Raw genomic sequence first — 22,122 nt, 5'->3', positions numbered from 1 at the left:
TATATGGTTAAAACTCATTAAAAAGTTGCACAAATATTAAAATAATTTTTAATATGCTGAGTTAAATTAAGAAACATCTTATCATTTAATAATATGTTGCCTTAAGTTTGCTGAATTACAACTCTTTGGGCGCCCTAAATTTATAAAAATTTTACTTATGCTAACAAATTTCAGGTTAATAGTCGGACTTTTTTACCTTTTTACCTTCGGATCGATGGCACAGACCAGCATAAATAGTGCAGAAAAAATGCTCAATAATGGGGAAATTGAAAAAGCCAGAGTAGTTTTTCTACAGCATGAAAAACAACCAATAGCAATGGAGTATTTAGGAGATATTGCCAGTTTTAACAAGAATTGGGATGAAGCCATAGAATATTATGAAGGCCTACTTGATTTGGATTCTGAAAATGCCATGTACAATTTCAAGTTAGGTGGAGCTATGGGAATGAAGGCCTATTATGGTTCAAAATTTCAAGCCGCGCTTCTATTAGGAGATATTAAGGAATATCTAAAAAAGGCAGCTGAGCTTGATCCAAAACATAAAGAAGCACGTAGGGCTTTAGTAGAATTGTATATGCAACTTCCCAGTATCGTTGGCGGTAGCAAAACAATTGCTGAAAGTTACGCATCAGATTTAGATAGGATTAATCAAGTAGATGCCCTGTTAGCTGACGCTTACATCTACAAAATTCAGGAGTACCGAGATCTGTCAAAAAATAAATATAATGACGCGATAAGGGCAGCAATAAGGAAGCCTGAACTTGTTTCCAGAAACTACCTGAAGTATGAATTAGGTGAAGCCGCTGCTATAAATGAGATTCAACTTGATGCAGGTAAAAAATTCCTTGAGGAATATATCGAGAATTATGGATATAAGGACCTGAAATCTCCTGCCTGGGCATATCTTAGGCTTGCTCAAATTGAAAGAATGCAAAATAATCAAGAAATTGCGCTAAAGTATATTGAGAGGTCTTTGAAGATAGATCCAGATTTTGATAAGGCACTTATCGAAAAGCAGAAAATTCAGAGGCTTTAAGAGGTAAATTACCTGAGTCAACTCTTATATTTGCACAAAATCATTCTATGAAAATTCATTTTATCGCCATTGGTGGAAGCGCCATGCACAGCCTTGCTATTGCTTTAAAACAAAAATCTTACGAAATATCTGGTAGTGACGACGCGATCTTTGAACCTTCTAAATCCAGGCTAATAGAACATGGTATATCTCCTAAGGAGATTGGCTGGTATGCAGATAATATTTCCCCGGATCTGGATGCAGTGATTCTAGGAATGCATGCGAAAGACGATAATCCTGAATTAATAAAGGCTCGTGAACTAGGTTTGAAAATATATTCTTACCCTGAATTTTTATATGAGCAGTCGAAAAATAAAACCAGGGTGGTTATTGGAGGTTCTCACGGGAAAACCAGTATTACTTCTATGATCCTGCATGTTATGAAGTACCACGAAAAAGAAATAGATTATATGGTTGGTGCATCGCTGGAAGGATTGGGGAATCCAGTGCATTTAACCAAAGATAATGATTTTATAGTGATAGAAGGGGATGAGTATTTATCTTCTGCGCTAGATAGAAGGCCAAAATTTCATTTATATCAACCTAATATTGCTTTATTAAGTGGAATTGCCTGGGATCATATTAACGTATTCCCGACTTATGAAAATTATGTAGAGCAATTTAAAATTTTCATTGATTCTATTATTAACGGCGGAATTTTGGTTTACAATGAAGAAGATTCAGTAGTAAAAAAACTTGCCGAAGAAACAGAAAACCCTATAAGAAAACATGCTTATTACACTCCGGAATATCATACAGATGGAGATCATACTATATTAGATGTTCCGGAAGGCGAACTGCCTTTAGAGATTTTCGGAAAGCATAATTTGAATAATCTGGCCGGAGCAAAATGGATTTGTCAGCATATGGGTGTTGATGAAGATGATTTTTATGAAGCTATCGCTACTTTTAATGGGGCTTCAAAGCGTCTAGAAAAAGTAGCTGAATCTCCATCTTCCATTATTTTTAAGGATTTTGCTCATAGTCCTTCAAAAGTATCGGCGACTACGGCTGCGGTAAAAGAGCAATTTCCAGAAAGAAAGCTGATAGCCTGTTTAGAACTGCATACTTACAGTAGCTTAAATGCGGAATTTTTAAAGGAATATAAAGATAGCCTCGCTGAAGCAGACGAAGCCCTGGTGTTTTACTCTCCAGATGCCGTAGCGATTAAGAAGTTGGAGGCAGTTACAGAAAATCAAATTAGAGAAGCTTTTCAGAAAGAAAATCTTAAAGTTTATACCACGTCTGAAGAATTCAAAGCTGAATTGAAAAATACAGATCTTAATAATTCAGTTCTGCTGATGATGAGCAGCGGAAATTATGGCGGACTTGATATGGAAGAACTTAAAGAGATGATTTAAATTTCTCAGGATCAATAATTTTCAACAAAATATTATTTCATTGTTTATCTTTAACCTAAGATGGATGATGAAAAAATAAACCTTAGTATAAAAAATTGGGCAGCAGATGACAGGCCCAGGGAAAAATTACTTCAGAAAGGTAAATTAAGTTTGAGTGATTCTGAATTAATTGCCATTTTAATTGGGTCTGGTAGTAAAAATGAAACTGCTGTAGAGTTATCCAAACGAATCCTTTCTTCCACTAAAAATAATCTTAGCGAATTAGGGAAGCTTTCCGTAAGTCAATTATGCAAATTCAAGGGAATTGGGCCAGCAAAAGCCGTTTCTATAGTTGCGGCATTGGAGCTGGGAAGGAGAAGAAGGCTTGAGGAAGCCTTAGAACAGAAGAAGATTACTTCGAGTAATTCTGTTTTTGAAATTATGCAGCCTGTTATAGGTGAATTGCCGCATGAAGAGTTTTGGATAATTTATCTCAATAACAGCAATAAGGTGATCGAGCAATTTCAAATTAGTAAGGGCGGAATAACGGGAACGCTGGTAGATGTCCGCATTACTTTGAAGAAAGCCCTTGAGCTAGGCGCGGTTTCACTAATCTTAGCGCATAACCATCCATCGGGAAATCTCAAAGCCAGCGAAGCCGATAAGCAACTTACCAGGAAATTAAAAACAGCATCAGAGAGTCTGGATATCAAAGTTCTTGACCACATTATTGTAACTGAAAAATCATACCTTAGCTTTGCCGATGAAGGTATGCTCTAAGACAGCTTTTAATGTTATTGATTTACACCCAAAAAGTTACCCCAAGGATCATTTATGTATTCAAACATATTTGCACACATGTTTTGGGAATCCCCATTAAATTTACTTCTAAAATCGAAGAATTTATTGCCCATGATGGCGCTAAACTATCTTATGGAAGGCAAGCTCTGGGGAACGAATTCTTTATTCAGAAAGTAGATCTTTTAATGGAGCAGGGATTTTCAGAACTGGAAATAAAAGTACAGCCTTGGGATGATACTATTGGTTTCTTTCCTTTGCCGGAAGCCAGTGACCTTCCATTTGATATTTTTGCGGCCTCTTTTTATTTATTGAGCCGGTATGAGGAGTATCTCCCGCATGTAAAAGATGAAGACGGTAGATTTCCGGCGGCGGAAAGTCTTGCTTATCAGGAGAGTTTTTTACAAAAGCCCGTTGTAGACATCTGGGCTCTTAAATTTAGAGATATCCTTCTAGATCGTTTTCCTAATCTGGAATTTTCAGATCGAAAATACAAAGTGGGAACTATCATAGAATCCAATCATACCTATATTTTTAAAAATAAAGGTTTTTTGCGAAGCTTTATAGGTCTTTGGTTTGATCTTTTTAAACTGAATCTGGGTAAAGTTGGGGATCGGCTTCAAGTTTGGATCAGGGTAAAGAATGATCCGCTTGATATTTTTGAAGATCTTATAGATTTAATTAAGGAGCATAAGATATATATGCTTTTTATGTTTCAGTTGAGTGATTTTTCTATTCATGATCGTAATATTAGCCATAATAGAATTCCACACCGGGCAGTTATAAAATCTGTTGCAGATTATGCTAAGGTTGGATTATTAATGGGGTATTACGCAATGGAGGAAGTTAAGAGCCTTCGGAAAGAAAAATTGAGATTAGAGGAGATTATTCATAGCCCGATTGAGCATGCTATGAATTCTCAATATAATTTAAGGCTACCAGATCAATATAATAACCTTTCAGAATTAGAGATTAATAACGATCACTCCATGGGGTATCCTGATAATCCCGGGTTTCGGGCTGGAACCTGTACGCCTTACTTATTTTATGATATAAATATGGAAATAACAACTCCTTTACGCGTTCATCCATATGCATTCCATTCTAATGTCGTTGAAAAATTGACCAAAACTAAATTGAGAGAAGATATTGCACGAATGTTGTTGGAGGTAAAGGAAGTTCGGGGTACGTTTAGAGCAGTATTCAGTAATCATGATTTTTCAGATTATGCCGATAATAAGTTGCACTATTCTCTTTTAAAGCAGATACATGAAATTGACTAATATAAAACACGTTTTTTTTGATCTTGATCATACTTTATGGGACTTTGACCGTAATTCAGCATTAGCATTTAAGGAAGTGTTTGAAAAGCAAAAAATCGAATTGAATGTAGATGATTTTCTTCAGGTCTATATGCCGATAAACTTCAAATACTGGGAGCGTTACAGAAACAATTCAGTTACAAAGGAAGTATTGAGGTATGGAAGACTTAAAGATAGTTTTGATAGTTTAAAATTTGATGCCCAGGATACAACTATCAATATAATCGCTGATAACTATATTGAATATCTTCCTAATAATAATCATTTACTGGAGGGGAGTCTTGAAATACTGGATCATTTGAGTCGGAATTATAAGTTACATATTATAACCAATGGCTTTGAGGAGGTTCAGCATAAGAAAATGCGGAATTCCGCTATTTTAGATTATTTTGAAACTATAACCACTTCAGAAGATGCCGGTGTAAAAAAACCACATCCACTTATTTTTGAAAAGGCACTGAAAAAGAGTGGGGCTCAGGCATCAAATTCGGTAATGATTGGTGATAATCTTGAAGCTGATATAATTGGTGCTCATGAATTTGGTATGCACGTAATTCATCTCAGCCCGAAGACGCAATCAATTTATAATCAGTATCCTAAAATTCAAAAGTTAAAAGAACTTCTAAATTATTTATAATACTAAAGAAAAAGTAATTTCGTTTGCTAAAGAAAGTCCATTCATGTTTCATTATAAGCTTCAGAAAATACCATTACTTGTAGCTGCTTTTAGTTTTTTGATGACCTCCTGTTTCAAGGATGTAGATTTTGAGCAGGCCCAGGATATTAAATTGGCACCAGATCTTGAAGCTGATCTTTTATTTTATACAATAAATGAGACAGATTTTGAAGATTCAGAAACAAATGCATTTACTCCGGTAATTAGAGATACTGTGAGATTGGAATTTTTGGATGATGATTATACTCAGGATGGTCTAATGCATGCTGAATTTAGGTTTCGACATGAAAACAGGTTTCCATATTTAATTAAAAGTAGTATCAGGTTTTTATCTGAAAATGACAGAACGCAATTTTCTGTAAACTACGATATTCCACCAGGGTCTAATGATTCACCAACGATTGTTGATACCATTCACGTAGTTTCGGGTAATGATATTGGAAAAGTCAGGAGGTCTATAAATATGCTGGTAGAACTGGAAATGATTGATGGTGGAAAAGATATTGAAGGTGAATTAGATTTTTCATCTAAAGGTCTTTTCAAGTTTGAATTTTAGTATGCGGAAGATTGTCCTAATCTTATTCCTTTTAATTTCAACATTTAGTTTTGGTCAAAATAGGCCATTGCTATACAATGTTGATGATTTACCGCAGTCTCTACTACAAAACCCCGGAGCTAGAATAGATTTTACCAGGCATTTTGGAATCCCATTTTTTTCACAGCTTCATTTATCTGCTGGCTCCACGGGAGTTACAGCACATGATATATTTTCTGATGAAAATGGGAATGTGAATGAAAGAGTCCGGAATGTGATGAATACTATCACGGCGGGGGATTACTTTTCTATTAATGAGCAAATGGAGATCCTGTCTTTAGGCTGGAAGATAGGAAATAAAGGCTATTTTTCCGCAGGTATTTATCAGGAGCTTGATGTTTTTGCTTATTTCCCAAAGGATCCTGCAGTTCTCGCTTTTGAAGGGAATGCAGACTATATAAACCAGGATTTTAATTTTTCAGATGTTAGTTTTACCGGGGAGGTACTAGCCGTATATCATGCCGGTTTCAATTATAAAGTAGACAGAAAATTGACGGTTGGTGGAAGATTGAAATTGTATTCAGGAATATTCAACGCTGAGAGCACCGGCAATGAAGGTGTATTTAGAACCGTACAAACACCAAACGGCCCTAATTTTTATCGGCATGAAGTAGACGGGTTAAATGTTATTGTAAATACTTCAGGATATGCGTCTTTGAAAGTAAAAGATAGTATTACCGTCGATGGCGCAGTGGCAGATCTTTTGAGCAGGTCACTCTTAGGTCAGAATGTAGGAGTTGGGATAGATCTTGGATTCAATTATAGAGTAACGGATCAGTTTTCTATAAATGGATCTGTTCAGGATCTTGGTTTGATGTTCCATCAGAAAGATCTTGAAAACAGCAATTATTTTGGTTCATTCCAAACCAATGGATTGGAGCCTTTATTTCCTGAGCTCGATGGAAGCGAAAGTGCCATTCCATATTGGGATGTTTTTGAAGAGAGGCTAGATGCAAATCTCAGGGATGAGACTACAGCCAATGAATATACTACCTGGCGTCCTTTAAAATTTAACGCTTCTTTTGAATTTGGAACAGGAAAGTCTATTCTGCCCTGTGATTATCTTATAAGTAAGCGACCCAGATTTATGAATCTGTTTGGCATGCTTATTTCAGGAGTTAATAGACCTAAAGGCCCTACTTATGGAGTTACTGCATATTGGGATAGAAAGGTAAACGATAATTTAAGATTTCGTCTCGCTTATGCAGTAGATGAATTTTCATTAACAAAACTTGGAGCGATGGTTTCTTCTCGTTTTAAGAATTTTAATATCTATCTTGCAGCGAATGATATAATGGGTTATACTAATTTGGCAAAAGCGAATAGTGCTTCACTACAGTTGGGGCTACAATTTATATTTAAAGATTTATGAAAACATTACTTACAGGCATATTTATTTTTGGATTTGTAATTATGGCTTCGGCTCAGGACTTGAATAATTATAAATATATTATTGTTCCGGAAAGCTTTGAGTTTACTGACGAAGTTGATCAATACAGATTGAATTCATTAACTAAGTTTCTTTTCGAAAAGTATGGTTTTAATACGGTCATGAAAACTGAAGATAAACCGGAGGATCTCAGAAATAATCCTTGCCTGGGGTTAAATACCAATGTTGTAAATAACTCCAGCCTGTTTGTTACTAAACTCACACTTCAGTTGATTGATTGTGGAAATAACGTAGTCTTTGAAACCAGGGAAGGAACAACTCGCGAGAAGGACTTTAAGACAGCTTATCATGAAGCCTTGAGAGATGCATTCAGTTCAGTAGAAGAAGTTGATTATAACTACGTTGAAAATACTAATATTGCCAGGGAATCTTCAGAAAAGGAGGTGGCAGCTGCTCCGGTTCCTGTAAAAGAACCGGTAGTAGAGAAGTCCGCAGTAAAAGACAGTGTTGAAACGGAAGAAGATGAGATTATAGAAGAAGAACCTGAGGTAGCAGTTGAGGTGGAGAAAAAAGAAAATGGACAGGGAGAATATAGTTATTCAGGAAAAAATTATAGTCTGAAAGAAACACCGCAAGGACTTGGATTATTTCAAGAGAACTCTTCAGATCCAATAGCTATTTTGATTAAAACTAGTGGAGGGAAGAGTTATATTTATAATTCATTGACCAATCAGGGCGTAGCTTATTTTGATAAAAATGCTAATCTTATAGTTGAATATTTCAATAAACAAGAAGATAAAATGGTCGTTCTAACTTATGAGCTGAACGATTAATACCCATATTTCTTTTGCCATCTTTTTCTTAGAAATTCACGCTGGGCATTTTCCCGCTGGTTATTTCCGGGCTTGTATAAAGTAGTATTTCTAACTTCATCCGGCATAAATTCTGCTGCCACAAAATTTCCTTCGTGATTATGGGCATACTTATAGTCTTTCCCATAGCCAATATCTTTCATAAGCTTTGTAGGAGCATTTCTAATTGCTAATGGCACAGAGAGGTTACCGGTTTTTTTAACCAGGCTTTGAGCCTCATTAATTGCCTTATAAGCGGCATTACTTTTAGGAGAAGTTGCAAGATAAGTAACACACTGGCTAAGAATGATTCTTGCTTCAGGATAACCAATGGTATTTACAGCTTGAAAAGAATTATTTGCAATTACCAGGGCAGTGGGGTTTGCATTTCCAATATCTTCACTGGCCAGGATCAATAATCTACGCGCTATAAACTTTACATCCTCACCACCTTCTATCATTCTGGCGAGCCAGTAAACAGCCGCATTGGGATCACTTCCCCTGATAGATTTTATAAAGGCAGAAATAATATCATAATGTTGTTCACCGGTCTTATCATATAATACCGTGTTTTGCTGAACTTTTGATAGCACCAGATCATTGGTGATTTCTACATTCTTTTCTGCTGAGGTTACCAGAAGTTCAAAAATATTAAGTAGTTTTCTGGCATCTCCGCCACTTAATCTAAGTAAAGCTTCAGTTTCTTTCAGCTTTACATTTTTTGAAGCGATGCTTTTATCCTCTTTAATAGCCCTTTGTAGTAACGCAATTAGATCTTCTTTTGAGAATGGCTTTAGAATATAAACCTGACATCTGGATAATAAAGCCGAAATCACTTCAAAACTCGGATTTTCGGTTGTCGCACCTATGAGAGTCACCCATCCTTTTTCAACAGCTCCTAGAAGAGAATCTTGTTGAGATTTGCTAAAACGGTGTATTTCATCTATAAATAGAATAGGACTTTTTGTCGTAAACAGACCTTCACTCTTTTTAGCTTTTTCAATTACTTCGCGTACATCTTTTACGCCACTGCTAATTGCACTTAAGGTGAAGAATGGTCTCCCGGACTCTGTTGCTATGATATTGGCCAGCGTAGTTTTTCCAACACCCGGTGGGCCCCAAAAGATCATAGACGGAATTATTCCCTGCTGAATTTGTTGTTTAAGAGCACCATTTTTTCCAATAAGATGTTGCTGACTCAAATAATCTTCGAGTGTTTTTGGGCGGAGTCTTTCGGCCAGTGGTTGATTCATAGCAATAAAAATGTGACAGTATTACATCCATTCTAGTTTGGATGGTTTTTTGTAATATTAATTAAAATTGGAGAAAATTTGAAAACTTCCTCACCTTTTGTTTTTACGAGCGGGACCATAGCATATCCGCTTTTATTTGTACTTCTCATCTGGATAGTTTTCTGGATAGAAGTTCGGTTTGGAGTTAAATTTAATTCTTATGGTGTTAGACCTGGAGAAATTGTGGGTTTACGCGGAATTATATTTTCACCTTTCATTCATTCAGATATAAAGCACCTTTTTAATAACACCATTCCGATATTTATATTATCTCTGGCACTTTTCTATTTCTACAGGCCTATAAGCTGGAAGGTGCTTCTCATTGGTCTTCTTTCAACCGGGTTGCTTACATGGTTAATTGGTAGGCCTGCAAATCATATTGGCGCCAGTGGGATTATCTATTTACTTGCTGGATTCCTTTTCTTTAAAGGTGTTTTTTCAAAACATTACAGGCTGGTTGCCTTGTCATTGATTGTTGTTTTTATCTATGGCGGATTAGTCTGGTATGTAACACCAATAGATCCATCTATCTCCTGGGAAGGTCATCTGTCAGGTCTTCTAAGTGGATTTGCACTCTCTCTAGTTTTCAGAAAGAATATTCCCGAACCACCGAAATATTCCTGGCAACAGCCCGATTATTCTGAAGAAGATGATCTCTTTATGAGACATTTTGATGAAAACGGAAATTTCATCGAAAATTTACCAATAGAAGAAGAGGAGGATGAAGAGAGTCAATATAATTATATCTATAAAGAAAATCCAGAAAAAGATTAGATTCGTTGTCTCACCGCCTCATACAAAAATGCCCCACAGGCGACAGAAACATTCAAGGAAGCTATACTCCCTAGCATTGGAAGTTTAGCTTTGTAATCTACAGATTTTAATATGGAATTTGAAATACCTTTAGCTTCATCACCCATGATAATAGCAATTGGTTGTTTTAGGTCTATATCGAAAATAACATCATCGGTTTTTTCAGTAGCCGCAATGAGTTTAATATCATAAGTCTGAAGATGAAAAACAGCATCTTTGATATGGTTTACTTTACAAATAGGAATATTAAATACTGCTCCAGCTGAAGTTTTTACCGTATCGGCATTAATAGGAGCAGATCCTTTTTCCTGAATAATAATCCCGGTAACACCACAGCATTCTGCAGTTCTAATAATTGCACCAAAATTTCTAACGTCGGTTATTCCGTCTAACAAAACAAATAATGGGGTAGTGGAAGATTTTTGCGAATCTTCGACTAACTTTTCGAGGCTCACGAAACCGATAGGAGAAATATTCGCTACAACACCCTGATGATTTCCATTTTTGCTAAGTTTGTTTAGCTTTTCAACAGGGACATAAGAAATATTGTAATTACCTTCTTTAAGGTTTCGGTTCAATTCCTTAAATAAAGGTCCGGAAAGGTCTTTTTGAATAAACACCTTTTCGATGTCTTTCTTGCTATCTATAGCTTCAATAACAGTTCTAATTCCAAAAATCCTAGTTGTTTCTTCCATACCGCAAAGTTAATATTTATAATAATCCTGAAGTTTAATTTTAGAGAATAAAAAAACCACCCGGTTAGGGGTGGTTTTTTCTATTACTGTCAATTAAACCCTACTTAATTTCTTGGAAATACCCAAATATCATCATCCAACAAGTGACCACCCTGGGCATCTATAGCTGCTTGATAGGCATCTGGATTAGATTGTCTTTCAGAGATTGGATATAATAGTCTTCTTGGTATTATTCCAGAGGGATCATTTCCATTTTCACCGTTTGGATCTGGAGTAATATCAGGAAAGCCCGTTCTTCTATAATCATTCCAAACCTGGATTGGAGCCTGACCATACATTGCTTTGTATTTTTCAATAATAATGGTTTCGATACTTGCATCTCCTACGCTGCCTATATAGTCTTCTGTATCTCCAGCAGAAACACCTAAATATGCTAAATTTGCTCGAATTGCTTCTTCTAAAGCTTCACTACCGTCTCCACCCGTTCTTTCGAGAGCTTCTGCTTCGATAAATTTCAACTCAGAGTAGCTAATTACTGGAGAAGGGCTATCTAATTTTGCCCAAAATAGATTTGGATTAGAAGCATCGAAATATAAAAATAGATCACCTTCATCTGGAGTCATATATAAATCCATACGAGGGTCTTCCATCATTAGATCTGCAAAGAAATCACCGATGATCATGGTGTTTGGTCTTTGAAACCCAAATAAGGCAAGTGGGTGCCCACCATTTTGGGTATTTTCCCACATGAAGTCAAGCTGTCCACCATTACTTTCCATAGCCATTTGAGCTTCTGTTAGTGCCTGTTGGGCAGCATCACTTTTAACACTGGTTTGCTGAATATAAAAACGAGCTTTTAGTGCATGGGCTGTAGCGATCCATTGATCATTACTTCCACCAATCAGGTCACCCTGAATTCCTGCCGGATCTTCAGCTTCCAGATCGGTGATAGCTTCAGAAAGTAAAGTTTGTAAAACTCCGTAAAGTTCCTCCTGATCGTCATACTTAGGAGTTAAATTTTCCTCTCCCATAAATGCTTCGGAATAAGGAACATCACCCCATACATTCGTAGCGACACCTAAATTAATAGCCATATAGATTTTTGCTAAACCTCTGGTATTGGGAGCCTCCGTAGCGGTTGCTCTTTCAATAATATCGGCAGCATCTCTCATAGAACCTGTGTATAGTCCAAAATCCCATGGGTTGTTGGTGTCATTCTCTCCGATTACATAAGATGTATATTGTAACTGCTGCGCGTCAAATCCCTGCCATTGCTGCATTATAATCCCACCATATCGGCCTAAGACGGCGCCAATATTTCTGTGAGTTTGTGTTTGCATAGCTGGAACAATAGCTACCAGTGGAACGCTTTCTCCACCAGGTCTTGTAGGATCCTGGTTTACGTCGTCATATTCACAGGAAACCAGTAGTGACATACTGAATAAGACCGTGAAAAATACTGCTGTTAATTTATAATATTTCATATTGTACTTTAATTAAAAATTAAGTTTGACCGTTAGTGCATAACTTTTAGTGTTTGGCTGGTTAAAGTAATCCAGGCCAACTCCGTTGGAAGCTCCGGTTAAGTTTGTTTCAGGATCAATTCCCGGATAATCTGTGATAACAAAGAGATTTCTTGCAGACGCAGTTAAGGAACCACCTGTAAGGAATGAATTGTCTAAAAGAACCGATGGTAATCTATAGGTTAGAGAAGCTTCTCTTAACCTAACCCATGAAGAGTCATAAATATAGTCTTCTGAAACTCCACCAAAACCGTAACGTACCCATCGATATGAACCAAGTCCGTTTTCAGGATTGGCCAATGCTACCTCTTGAGTGTTTGTTTCTCCAGTATTCGCATTTACTCCATCGAACACGAAATCTGTAATTTCACGTTGCTCGGCTGTTTTTTGGGAAGTACCAAAGTAATCTATAATCCCACAAGTACCACACCATACATCGCCACCTTCACGTATATCTAGCAAAGCAGATAATGAAAAGTTCTTATATGAAAAGGTATTTCTTACACCAATATTAAAATCTGGTGTAGGATCTCCTATAACACCGTCTTCCGGATTTACCAAAGGGAAACCATTATCACCTATTAGTACTTCTCCATTTTCATTTCTGTCAAACCTAGATCCAAAAATGGCTCCGTAAGGTTCACCAGCGATAACCCTGGACGAAGTTGATGTAAATCCAGCGAGGGTAATAGACTCTACGTTCTCAGCTAACTCTTCTACAATATTTTCATAAGTTGAAAAGTTGGCGTCAATATCCCATGTGAAATTTTCTGTCTGGATTGGCTTAATACCTAAAAGAGCTTCCCAACCCTTGTTAGAAATTACTCCAGCATTAACAATTCGCGAAGTAAATCCGGTAACAGCCGGTTGGTCAACAGGTATAATTTGATCGGTTGTTTCTTTATCGTAATAAGTGACGTCTAACTTAATTCTGGAATCCCAAAATCTAAATTCCGCACCTACCTCGAATTCTTTAGTTACCTCTGGACGAATATTTGGATTACCCTGTTGTGCTGATCTTTCAAAGGCTACCGTAGAAAAGATCGGAAACTGATTTGCATCAATAAACCCATCTCCTCCAGTTGTTGCTGCGTTATAATAGGTTAATGTACCAAAAGCTGGTGCATCGTTACCAGTTTTACCATATGAACCTCTAAGTTTTCCGTAATTCATAAAGCCACTATTCAATAGTTCAGTGAATACAAAAGAAACCCCTGCGCTATAAGATACAAAGCTGTTGTCATCCTCCGGAAGGGTAGAAGACCAGTCATTTCTAAAGGCACCATTAATAAATAGGGTTTCATTGATCCCAAATTTCACCTCTGAAAGAAAGGCGTCTAGATTTCTTCTATTCAATAAACTTTCTGAAGTAGCTTGGCTGGCAGTATTTGAAACATTGAAGAAACCGGGAATGGTTAATCCATTTCCTAAAACATCGCGTAATAAACTTTCTGTTCTAAATCCATCATATCCAAGAATACTATTGAAGGTTATATTTTCAGAAATATTCTTATTAAAAAGTACCAGTAATTGCGTATTGATATCTTCACTAAAAATGTTTGAATCATAAACCTGACCCTGAGGGTTCCCAGCACTATTAATATCAACACCCTGTTTTCTCACATCAGAATACTGATCATATCCATAAGTACCTTGAACAGTTGCCCAATCGAAAGGCTTATATTCAAAAGATAATCTACCAATAAAACGTTTTACATCGTCGAATGAAGGATTCTTAGCTACGGTCCAGTATGGGTTGTCATAAATCCCGCCTCTGTAGCTTCGTTGCCTGCCATCAGGTAATTCGTAGCTACTAGGAGTATTAGCAGCATCTCTACCATCAAGACCATTACCATTATCAAACGAAGGGGTGGCTCTTAAAAGCCCAAGCATAATACCGGAAACATTAGATCCTCTTTGAACACGACGCCCCCCTGAATTAATATAGTTACCACTGGCAGAAACTTCAAAATTATCTGTAAGAGATGCACTTATATCACCTCTAAAAGATCTTCTATCAAATTCTTCTTTCGGAGCAACACCAGTTTGATTTAGCTTGCCTCCGGAGATATAATATTTAACTTTTTCAGAACCTCCCCTAACGGATACGTTTTGTTCATTCAACACACCAGTCACGAAAAAATCTGATTTATCAAATGCCATCGCAGGCATCCCATTACCTTCCCCTTCAGGTACAAGTCTTCCAAATCTGCTGTAAGGGTAAGAAGTGTCCCCATCATATTCCAAAGAAGATATCCTTGGTCCCCAGCTAAAACCTTCGCCAGTTTCAGGGCCTCTATATGTAGGTTGCCCTTCTACAGGTCTTCCCTGGGCATATTCTTGTTGTAAATCTGGAAGTTGATTTACTTCACTAAACTGGATAGTGGAAGAAACATTTACGGTAGGTGCTCCGGACTGACCTTTTTTGGTGGTGATTATCACAACTCCATTAGCAGCTCTCAACCCATAAAGTGTTTGAGCGGCAGTACCTTTTAAAATATCGATAGAAGCAATATCATTCTGGTTAATATCGATCGCTCTGTTCGATTGGTCTACATCCCCAACACCATTTCCTGAACTCGAGTTGTCAATTGGCACCCCATCTACAATAAATAATGGGCTGTTTGATCTGTTAATGGAAGTGTTCCCTCTAATCCTTATGTTGGAAGAAGCCCCAACAGAACCAGATGCACTTACTACATTTACACCAGCTGCTTTAGAGGAAAGCGAATTTACCAGGTTGGTTTCCCCGGTATTTTCAATTTCTTCAGCTGTTACACCTTCTACTGCATAAGTAACAGACCGCGGTGTCGCTCGAACTCCAAGAGCAGTAACTACAACTTCATCAAGTTGAGCTGCATCTCCCTGCATGGTGACATTAATTTGGTTGGAAGATCCAACGGTGACCTCTGAGGTTTGTAATCCCACAAAAGAGAAAGAAAGGATATCACCCTGCTCTGCTCCAATAGAGTAATTACCGTCGAAATCTGTTTGAGTACCCGTATTGGTACCTTTAATTAAAACGTTTACTCCAGGCAGAGGCAGACCATCCTCGTCTGTAACCGTACCGGTGATCGTTTGTTGCTGCGCAAAGGTAATTTGCACCACAAACGCCAGTAATAGCGTTAAAATACTACTAAATTTTGCTTTCATTTTTAAATTTGTTTGAATTAGCCAGCATCAAAAATGCTATAAATATGTTAATGATCAATAAAATATATGTTAAAAATTGCTGTAAACTAAATAATTTTAAATCATTTGCACGAATCACTGATGAGTAAATTGAAAACATCAATATTTTATATTCTTAATAATTTTCTTTCAGTTCAGCAGTTTTCCTATCTATTAATTCTGAAATAATATTCTTTAGGATGAATTAATGAAGATATATTAAATGCTAGGTAAGCAAATATTTATATAAAAAAACCACCCGGTTAGGGGTGGTTTTGAAATAAAATCTAAGAATGACTTTTCTTAAAATCCATCAGAGTAATCAATGTCAAAGCTAACTGCATTACCATCAACTACACTAACACTTCCTATTCTAAATATACCGTAGAAGTTTTGAGTTTCTATATTACCATCTTCATCTTCAACATCTCTAGTATCCTTATAAACAAATATGTCTCCATTTTCAAGGTCTGTTGCAGAAGTTATAGTATCTCCATCTTCATAAGCTGCTCTTGCAGTTAATACATCGGCATCAAAATCCTCATCGAGTTTTACAAAAGATACATCTGAGCCATCAATAACTTCAAATCCTGTAGGGTCAAGAAAACGAATATCTGCTCCGTTGTCCTCACCATCACCCGAGATAGCACCTGTAGCCAGATCAAGCTGGTTCATGGTAAGATCATCTGATAATGTAACAGAATTTGAATTAGTAAAAGCTTTAGGAGTAATAGCAACCTGTCCGCTCGTTATATCAGTTAAGTTGCCACTTGTAGCTGTTAATTTATAAAAAAGAGTATCGTTAACTCCAAGATTTAAATCAGCAAAGTTGGTTTCGCTTAGCATTACAGAACCTCCGTCTGTAGCTACATCTACGTCGCTGTCTATAAAAGTTCCATCACTGTTTCTTTTTAATTCTAACATAACATCATCTACGTTAGCAGAGAATGTAGAAACTTCATAGTTTAAAGTCACAGCAGATAAACTGTCCATAGTAGTCTCTGTGGCATTATCACCTAAAGAGATTACTTTTTCTACGCCTACAGTAAAGGGATCTTCAGAAACTTCACCATTGGAATAAGTTGTTCTTATTCTAATAGGATAAGATCCGGTTTGTTGATCCACTCCGTCATCATCTGGAAATGTAAAATCCCCTAAGATTGATGTATTAAAAGTAGCTGTTTCCCCGGATACAGTTGCGTTTCCAACCACTGATCCGCCCTGGATAATCTCCACACTTTCCACGCTTACAGCTTCAGTGGCGAAAAAGTTGATGTTAAGATCAGAGTTTCTGTCGAAACGGGAAATAGATCTGTCAGATAAAGTAGCATAACCTCCTATCTCAGTAGGATCGTCACGATATCCATCATCATCAGCTTCACATGATGTCAAACCTACGGCGATGAGTACGCTTAAGCTTGCAAGTTTTAAATATTTTTTCATTTTCTATATTTTATAATTTATTCACAGTTAAAAAGCAATTATTCAACGTCCCAGAAAATTGGGGTTTGCTGATCGTCTCCACCAATTGCGGAAGATGCGGCTTCATAGCTGGTTGGATTAAGGTTCTGTTCGTTTACTGGATAAGTATATCTTAGTGGAACAGGTCTTCCTGAATCTGCAGCTACATTAAGCTCTGGAGCATCATATTTTCTCCAAACAGACCATCCTTGAAATGGATTATCATACATCGCAATCCAGAACTGGAATCCTAATCTGTATTCTGTACCGTCGTAGGCTACCGAGGATTGAGAAAGATAACTATCAACATCTGCTTGAGTACCACCTGCATACATTATAGATGCAGTAATTGCAGCGTTATAATGAGATTCAGCAGATCCTGGTGCAGAGTAACCATCTTGTACAGCTTCAGTTAAATAAAATTCTACTTCAGCATAATCAAGAAAGATTCCCGGATGTGTTGGATCTCTAAAATCTTCTCCTATATGGGTAAAAAATGGAAAAGAATTACTTCCTCCATAGATACCTCCAACATAACCACCACTCAAATTATCATCAAAATAATACATTCTTCTAGGATCATTAAGATCATTTAAATAATCCACAATAGTATTTGCAGCTAGATAATCAGATCTTCCACTTTGCACAAGATCCTCCCATAGTGGATTAGTGTTAGGGAATGATCCTTGATAGGCGATTAATGCGCTATCATCATTTGAAGTGAATATACCTCCAGAAATTGCAGATTCTGCGGCACTCTGTGAAAGTGATGGATTAACATCTGAGAGTCTCATTGCAAGTCTTAGTTTTAAAGAGTTTGCAAATTTAACCCATTTATCCATATTTCCACCATAAATCACATCTGCAGATGTGAAACCTTGTCCGGCTTCAAGATCAGCAGTGGTAGAATCTAACCTTGAAATTAGGTCTCCATAAATTGTTGAAGCGTCATCATAAGCAGGAAGTGGAAATTGTTGTGCATCCAGCGCTTCGGTATAAGGAATATCACCAAAGGAATCTACCAATACATGCCATGCATATACTTCTAAAACTTCAGCCTGTCCAATACGCGCAGACTTTTCAGTTTCAGATAAATCTGCATTATTCATAATATTTGTCTTGGCATTTTGAAGATCAAAAATTACATCCCTGTAAATTTCAGACCAATGATTCTGTGGAATATTACGATTCGTCAAATTATAATTAGGTTCATCCAAATATGTAGTTGTCGAAAGGTATTGTGCCAAAAATCTAAATACATTTAAATTTACATTAGGAGTGGCTAGTTGATCACCTAGGCTAACGGTTGCAGAAGTAAATAAAAAGGCTTCTGATACCTGCGTAGGGTTTTTAGGATCCCTATTTAGATCCTCATAATCTTCATCACTCTGGCAAGACCATAAGGTCACTAGAGCAAGGAGTGCTATTATATATTTTTTCATAATCATTTTTTTTAAAAGTTAAGTTTCACGCTTGCACCAATCTCTCTGAAGTTTGGATATGCCCCTGATTGGTATCCCTGAATGTTACCTGAACTTAATCCTGCTTCAGGATCACTGTAAGGAACATTTTTGTCTATGATCCAAAGGTTCCTTCCTATAATTGAAAGGGAGGCGTTGGTAAGAGGTAATTGGTCTATTAAGTTTTCGCTGAAATTATAAGTTAGACTAGCTTCTCTCAATTTTACAAAACCTGCATCATATACATGACCTTTATTTGCATCTCTGGCATAACCATAAGGATTCCCAAAATTAGAAAAATCTACCCTTGTATTGTTTGGTTGTCCATCTGCAGTAACACCTGGAAGAATTATACCTCCACCCTGTGATAGTGGATTTCTCATTGGATTTCCTAGATCGTTGGTTCCAACAGTCTGGTCATATAGTCCAGTTGCGAAACCGTACCAAGTATCAAGGGAGAAAATATCTCCACCTTTCTGCATATCTATAAGGAAACTTAATGTGAAATCTTTATACTGTAAGCTGTTTTGAATACCTCCTGTCCAGTCTGGCTGGATATTTCCAATAATGTTGTTGCTATTAGAAGTCACTTGATAGTAACCTCTAGAGTTTACAACGCGGTTTCCTGCATCATCATATACATAATCTGTACCTCTTATGGCGCCATAAGCAACTCCAGGAGTAGCATTTATAGAAACACCACCTTGTAGAGAAGCTAATTCCAGGTTTTCGATTCCTTCACGTAGTTCAATTACTTCACTCTCATTCTTTGCCCAGTTGGCAGTGATATTCCAGTTGAAATCTTCCGTTCTAACAGGGTTTAATGTTAAAGATACTTCAAGTCCTTTATTTTCAATCGTCCCTGCATTTAATAATACAGTGTTGAAACCTGTAGCATTTGAAACCGGTACTGGTGTAATTTGATCTTCTGTTTGAATATTATAATAGGAAGCATCAATACCAATTCTTCGATCTAAAATATTGGTTTCGATACCAACCTCATATGATTTAGTACGTTCCGGTTTTAGGTTTATGTTTGCTAACTGTGAATTATTTGAAGCAATCCCATTCCCTGCAAATGGAGTACTAATTGTATAAGTATTAAAAACACGATATGGATCTGTATCGTTACCAACTTCAGCATAATTTGCTCTAAGTTTAGCAAAGTTAAGCCAATTAGCATCCAAAAGGTTTGATACAATTACGTTTCCTGAAATTGAAGGATAATAAAAAGTATTGTTTTCTTTAGGAAGCGTAGAAGAACGGTCTCTTCTTATAGTAGCATCTACAAAATAAGTGTCTAAATATCCTAAGCTTGCACGAGCATAAAAACCATCTAGCATTCTGGTTGCTTCGTATTCGTTAGGTGGCTGAAGTGCAGAAGCACTGTTGCTTAGTGCGTAGAATCCTGGAGCGTTTAAACCACCATTGGTTGAAGCATCTATAAATTCTCGATAGTTTCTTCTCAAATTCATACCTAAGTTACCATCAAGATTCAAGCCGTCAGCAATATCTGTATTAAAATTAAGGATTAGGTCATAATTAAATTCTGAATCACGATTATTGATTCTAGAATAACCAGAAACTCCGGTACTTCCAACATTTCTTCTCTCTTCTCTCAACTCTTCAAAAGTATCAAAAGTAAAACGGCTTAATACACTAAATACATCGTTAATCTCATATGTCAAGTTAACGTTACCAAAATATCTATTTCTATTATCTGTTTGAAAATTCTCATATCTTGTAAAATATGGATTGTCAAAATAGATCGGAGATAAATTATCTGGTCCATTCGGGTTCCAGGTAATATTTTCTCCGGTTGCAAAATAGGCATCTCTTTGTTCTTGAAAATCTACGTTTCTCTGCCACCATTGTCTAGCAGACTGCATCACGTTTTCTGCATCATAACCTGTACCATAACGTCCTTTACCATCTGTCCTAGTATAGGTAATATTGGCGGCAGCACTAAATTTATCATTAAAGTCATGTGTCCCGCTAAATTTTAAAGTATTTCTTTTGATAGAACTGTTAGGTAACGCACCTTTTTGATCTAAATGAGTCCCACTTACTCTAAATGAACTTTTATCTGTCCCACCATCTAATGCAACAGAGTTTATTGTTGTAACCCCCATGTTCCAGATAGAACTTGGAGTAGTGGCACCTGCAGTCCATGGTTGCGCCTGCTGAAAAGTTCCCTCTAATTGTGGGTATATTGAATTCCATTGATATATCAATCTATTAGGATCAAATGGTGCACCAAAAGAAGCATCTTCCGTAAAAGGAGTAGTTTCATCAAGATTACCGTCACCATCTATATCATACAGAAGAAAATAACCATCATCTGAAGGGTAATATTGCCCATACCCAGCTCCATATTGATCTTGATAAACTGGTAAAGTAGTATCATCTACATGGGTTGTAGTAACGGTAGAGTTAATAGAAATACCAATTCCTTTACCTTTACTCCCTTTTTTAGTCTCAATAATTACCACACCATTTGCGGCTCTTGCTCCATACAATGCTGATGCAGCTGCACCTTTTAATACGTTAATAGAAGCGATGTCATTTGGGTTGATGTCCATTGCGGCATTACCATAATCATAACCACCCCTACCTCTAGTCTGATCGGATGTGTTAGAGTTACTGTTACTAATAGGTGTTCCATCTACAACAAAAAGAGCCTGGTTATTACCAGTTAAAGAGGAGTTTCCCCTAATTACAATATTAGAAGATCCGCCTGGCGTACCTGAAGATTTAATATTTAAACCAGCCACCTTACCAGAAAGTGAGTTCATAAAGTTTGTAGTAGGAACATCAGAAACTTCAGAGCCTTCTACAGATTGTGTAGCATACCCCAATGATTTCTTTTCTCTTTTAATTCCCAGAGCGGTAACCACCACTTCATCTAATTGCGCTGCGTCTGCTTCCAGTACTACATCAATTTCAGTGTTGTTTGCAACAGTATATTCTGCAGTTTTAAGACCAACGAAAGAAAACGCCAAAACATCGCCAACATTGGCATTAATGGAATAGTTTCCGTCAAAGTCTGTTTGAACACCTGTTGAGGTTCCTTTTACGAGCACGTTTACACCAGGCAACGGTAACCCATCAGAATCGGTTACCATACCGGTAATCGTTTGCTCTTGTGCAAAGGTTATTTGCACAACAAACGCCAGTAATAGCGTTAAAATACTACTAAATTTTGCTTTCATTTTTAAATTTATTTGAATTAGCCAACCCCAAAAATGAGCAGAATTAAAGGTTAATACAAACTTAATCGCACGTTAATTTTTTGTTAGAAATACATGTATTTGATAATCAGTTTAATAGTATAATTTTTTTAACAAATGACTCTATTGTTACTTTAATATTTACTATTTCACAAAAAAAACCAATTATTTCTATGAGTTTTGTTTATTAATAGAAATTGTAGTAATAAAAAGTTTTATTTGGTGATTTTTTTTCTAAAAATTAGCAAATGAAGGTGTATCCAATTTATTTCTTAGAGAATGTTTAAAAATTATTTCGAACGAAATATTTTGACCAGTGAAACTGAAATCTTATGCACGGGATAAATAGGAGAAAAATTTAATTTAGCCACAAAATATGAAAATAGAGTAATATGCCAGGTTCAATTTGGAGGGCTGGTGGGATTTAATT

16 protein-coding genes are annotated in these 22,122 nt (G+C 36.7%); 9 read left to right on the top strand and 7 right to left on the bottom strand.

Features of this window, described 5'->3' with window-relative positions; genetic code table 11:
• The first annotated feature begins 214 nt into the window (after positions 1-214).
• Genes GFO_RS13495 through GFO_RS17370 form a run of 8 tightly spaced genes read left to right on the top strand, consistent with a single transcriptional unit; the run spans position 215 to position 8,029 of the window.
• On the top strand, positions 215-1,036 hold the full coding sequence (locus GFO_RS13495; protein WP_148264626.1) for a tetratricopeptide repeat protein: 822 nt from the start codon (positions 215-217) through the stop codon (positions 1,034-1,036).
• 47 nt (positions 1,037-1,083) lie between these two features.
• Positions 1,084-2,436, top strand: coding sequence for a UDP-N-acetylmuramate--L-alanine ligase (locus GFO_RS13490; RefSeq protein WP_011710716.1), 1,353 nt, complete (start codon positions 1,084-1,086; stop codon positions 2,434-2,436).
• 60 nt (positions 2,437-2,496) lie between these two features.
• Positions 2,497-3,195 carry a RadC family protein gene (gene radC / locus GFO_RS13485; protein ID WP_011710715.1) on the top strand — a complete coding sequence of 233 codons (699 nt, stop codon included), beginning with the start codon at positions 2,497-2,499 and terminating at the stop codon, positions 3,193-3,195.
• A gap of 11 nt (positions 3,196-3,206) precedes the next feature.
• On the top strand, positions 3,207-4,496 hold the full coding sequence (locus GFO_RS13480; protein ID WP_011710714.1) for a polysaccharide deacetylase family protein: 1,290 nt from the start codon (positions 3,207-3,209) through the stop codon (positions 4,494-4,496).
• Complete coding sequence (locus GFO_RS13475) at positions 4,483-5,172, top strand: YjjG family noncanonical pyrimidine nucleotidase (RefSeq protein ID WP_011710713.1); 690 nt, start codon at positions 4,483-4,485, stop codon at positions 5,170-5,172. Before GFO_RS13480 ends, GFO_RS13475 begins: the two co-directional genes overlap by 14 nt.
• Positions 5,173-5,215: 43 nt before the next feature.
• Positions 5,216-5,767: a hypothetical protein gene (locus tag GFO_RS13470; protein WP_011710712.1), complete on the top strand. Its 552-nt coding sequence runs from the start codon at positions 5,216-5,218 to the stop codon at positions 5,765-5,767.
• A gap of 1 nt (position 5,768) precedes the next feature.
• The gene (locus GFO_RS13465; RefSeq protein ID WP_011710711.1) at positions 5,769-7,178 is read left to right on the top strand and encodes a DUF5723 family protein; all 1,410 of its coding nucleotides are present in this window, start codon (positions 5,769-5,771) and stop codon (positions 7,176-7,178) included.
• Positions 7,175-8,029: a hypothetical protein gene (locus tag GFO_RS17370; protein ID WP_011710710.1), complete on the top strand. Its 855-nt coding sequence runs from the start codon at positions 7,175-7,177 to the stop codon at positions 8,027-8,029. The genes GFO_RS13465 and GFO_RS17370 overlap by 4 nt, the downstream gene beginning before the upstream one ends.
• Here the strand turns inward: GFO_RS17370 and GFO_RS13455 are convergent.
• The gene (locus GFO_RS13455) at positions 8,026-9,300 is read right to left on the bottom strand and encodes a replication-associated recombination protein A (RefSeq protein WP_011710709.1); all 1,275 of its coding nucleotides are present in this window, start codon (positions 9,298-9,300) and stop codon (positions 8,026-8,028) included. The two genes, GFO_RS17370 and GFO_RS13455, sit on opposite strands and share 4 nt — an antisense overlap.
• Before the next feature lie 78 nt (positions 9,301-9,378).
• Between GFO_RS13455 and GFO_RS13450 the strand changes: the two genes are divergently transcribed.
• Complete coding sequence (locus tag GFO_RS13450) at positions 9,379-10,113, top strand: rhomboid family intramembrane serine protease (RefSeq protein WP_011710708.1); 735 nt, start codon at positions 9,379-9,381, stop codon at positions 10,111-10,113.
• Here GFO_RS13450 and rlmB read toward each other — a convergent pair.
• The 6 genes from rlmB to GFO_RS13420 form a co-directional block, all read right to left on the bottom strand.
• Complete coding sequence (gene rlmB, locus GFO_RS13445) at positions 10,110-10,847, bottom strand: 23S rRNA (guanosine(2251)-2'-O)-methyltransferase RlmB (RefSeq protein ID WP_011710707.1); 738 nt, start codon at positions 10,845-10,847, stop codon at positions 10,110-10,112. The two genes, GFO_RS13450 and rlmB, sit on opposite strands and share 4 nt — an antisense overlap.
• Positions 10,848-10,951: 104 nt before the next feature.
• Positions 10,952-12,331: a SusD/RagB family nutrient-binding outer membrane lipoprotein gene (locus tag GFO_RS13440; protein ID WP_011710706.1), complete on the bottom strand. Its 1,380-nt coding sequence runs from the start codon at positions 12,329-12,331 to the stop codon at positions 10,952-10,954.
• Between the two features lie 12 nt (positions 12,332-12,343).
• Positions 12,344-15,523, bottom strand: a complete 3,180-nt coding sequence (locus GFO_RS13435; protein ID WP_011710705.1) for a SusC/RagA family TonB-linked outer membrane protein — start codon at positions 15,521-15,523, stop codon at positions 12,344-12,346.
• A 321-nt stretch (positions 15,524-15,844) separates the two neighbouring features.
• A complete protein-coding gene (locus GFO_RS13430; protein ID WP_011710703.1) occupies positions 15,845-16,984 on the bottom strand; it encodes a hypothetical protein in 1,140 nt (379 codons plus the stop codon).
• 38 nt (positions 16,985-17,022) lie between these two features.
• Positions 17,023-18,444, bottom strand: coding sequence for a SusD/RagB family nutrient-binding outer membrane lipoprotein (locus GFO_RS13425; protein WP_041250140.1), 1,422 nt, complete (start codon positions 18,442-18,444; stop codon positions 17,023-17,025).
• An 11-nt stretch (positions 18,445-18,455) separates the two neighbouring features.
• Positions 18,456-21,674 (bottom strand): SusC/RagA family TonB-linked outer membrane protein, encoded by a 3,219-nt coding sequence (locus GFO_RS13420; RefSeq protein ID WP_011710701.1) that lies wholly within the window; start codon positions 21,672-21,674, stop codon positions 18,456-18,458.
• Positions 21,675-22,122 lie beyond the last annotated feature (448 nt).

This window comes from Christiangramia forsetii KT0803, assembly GCF_000060345.1.
Classification (GTDB): Bacteria; Bacteroidota; Bacteroidia; order Flavobacteriales; family Flavobacteriaceae; genus Christiangramia; species Christiangramia forsetii.
The sequence above is the reverse complement of the archived record's forward strand: the minus strand, read 5'-3'. Positions and strand labels throughout refer to the sequence as shown.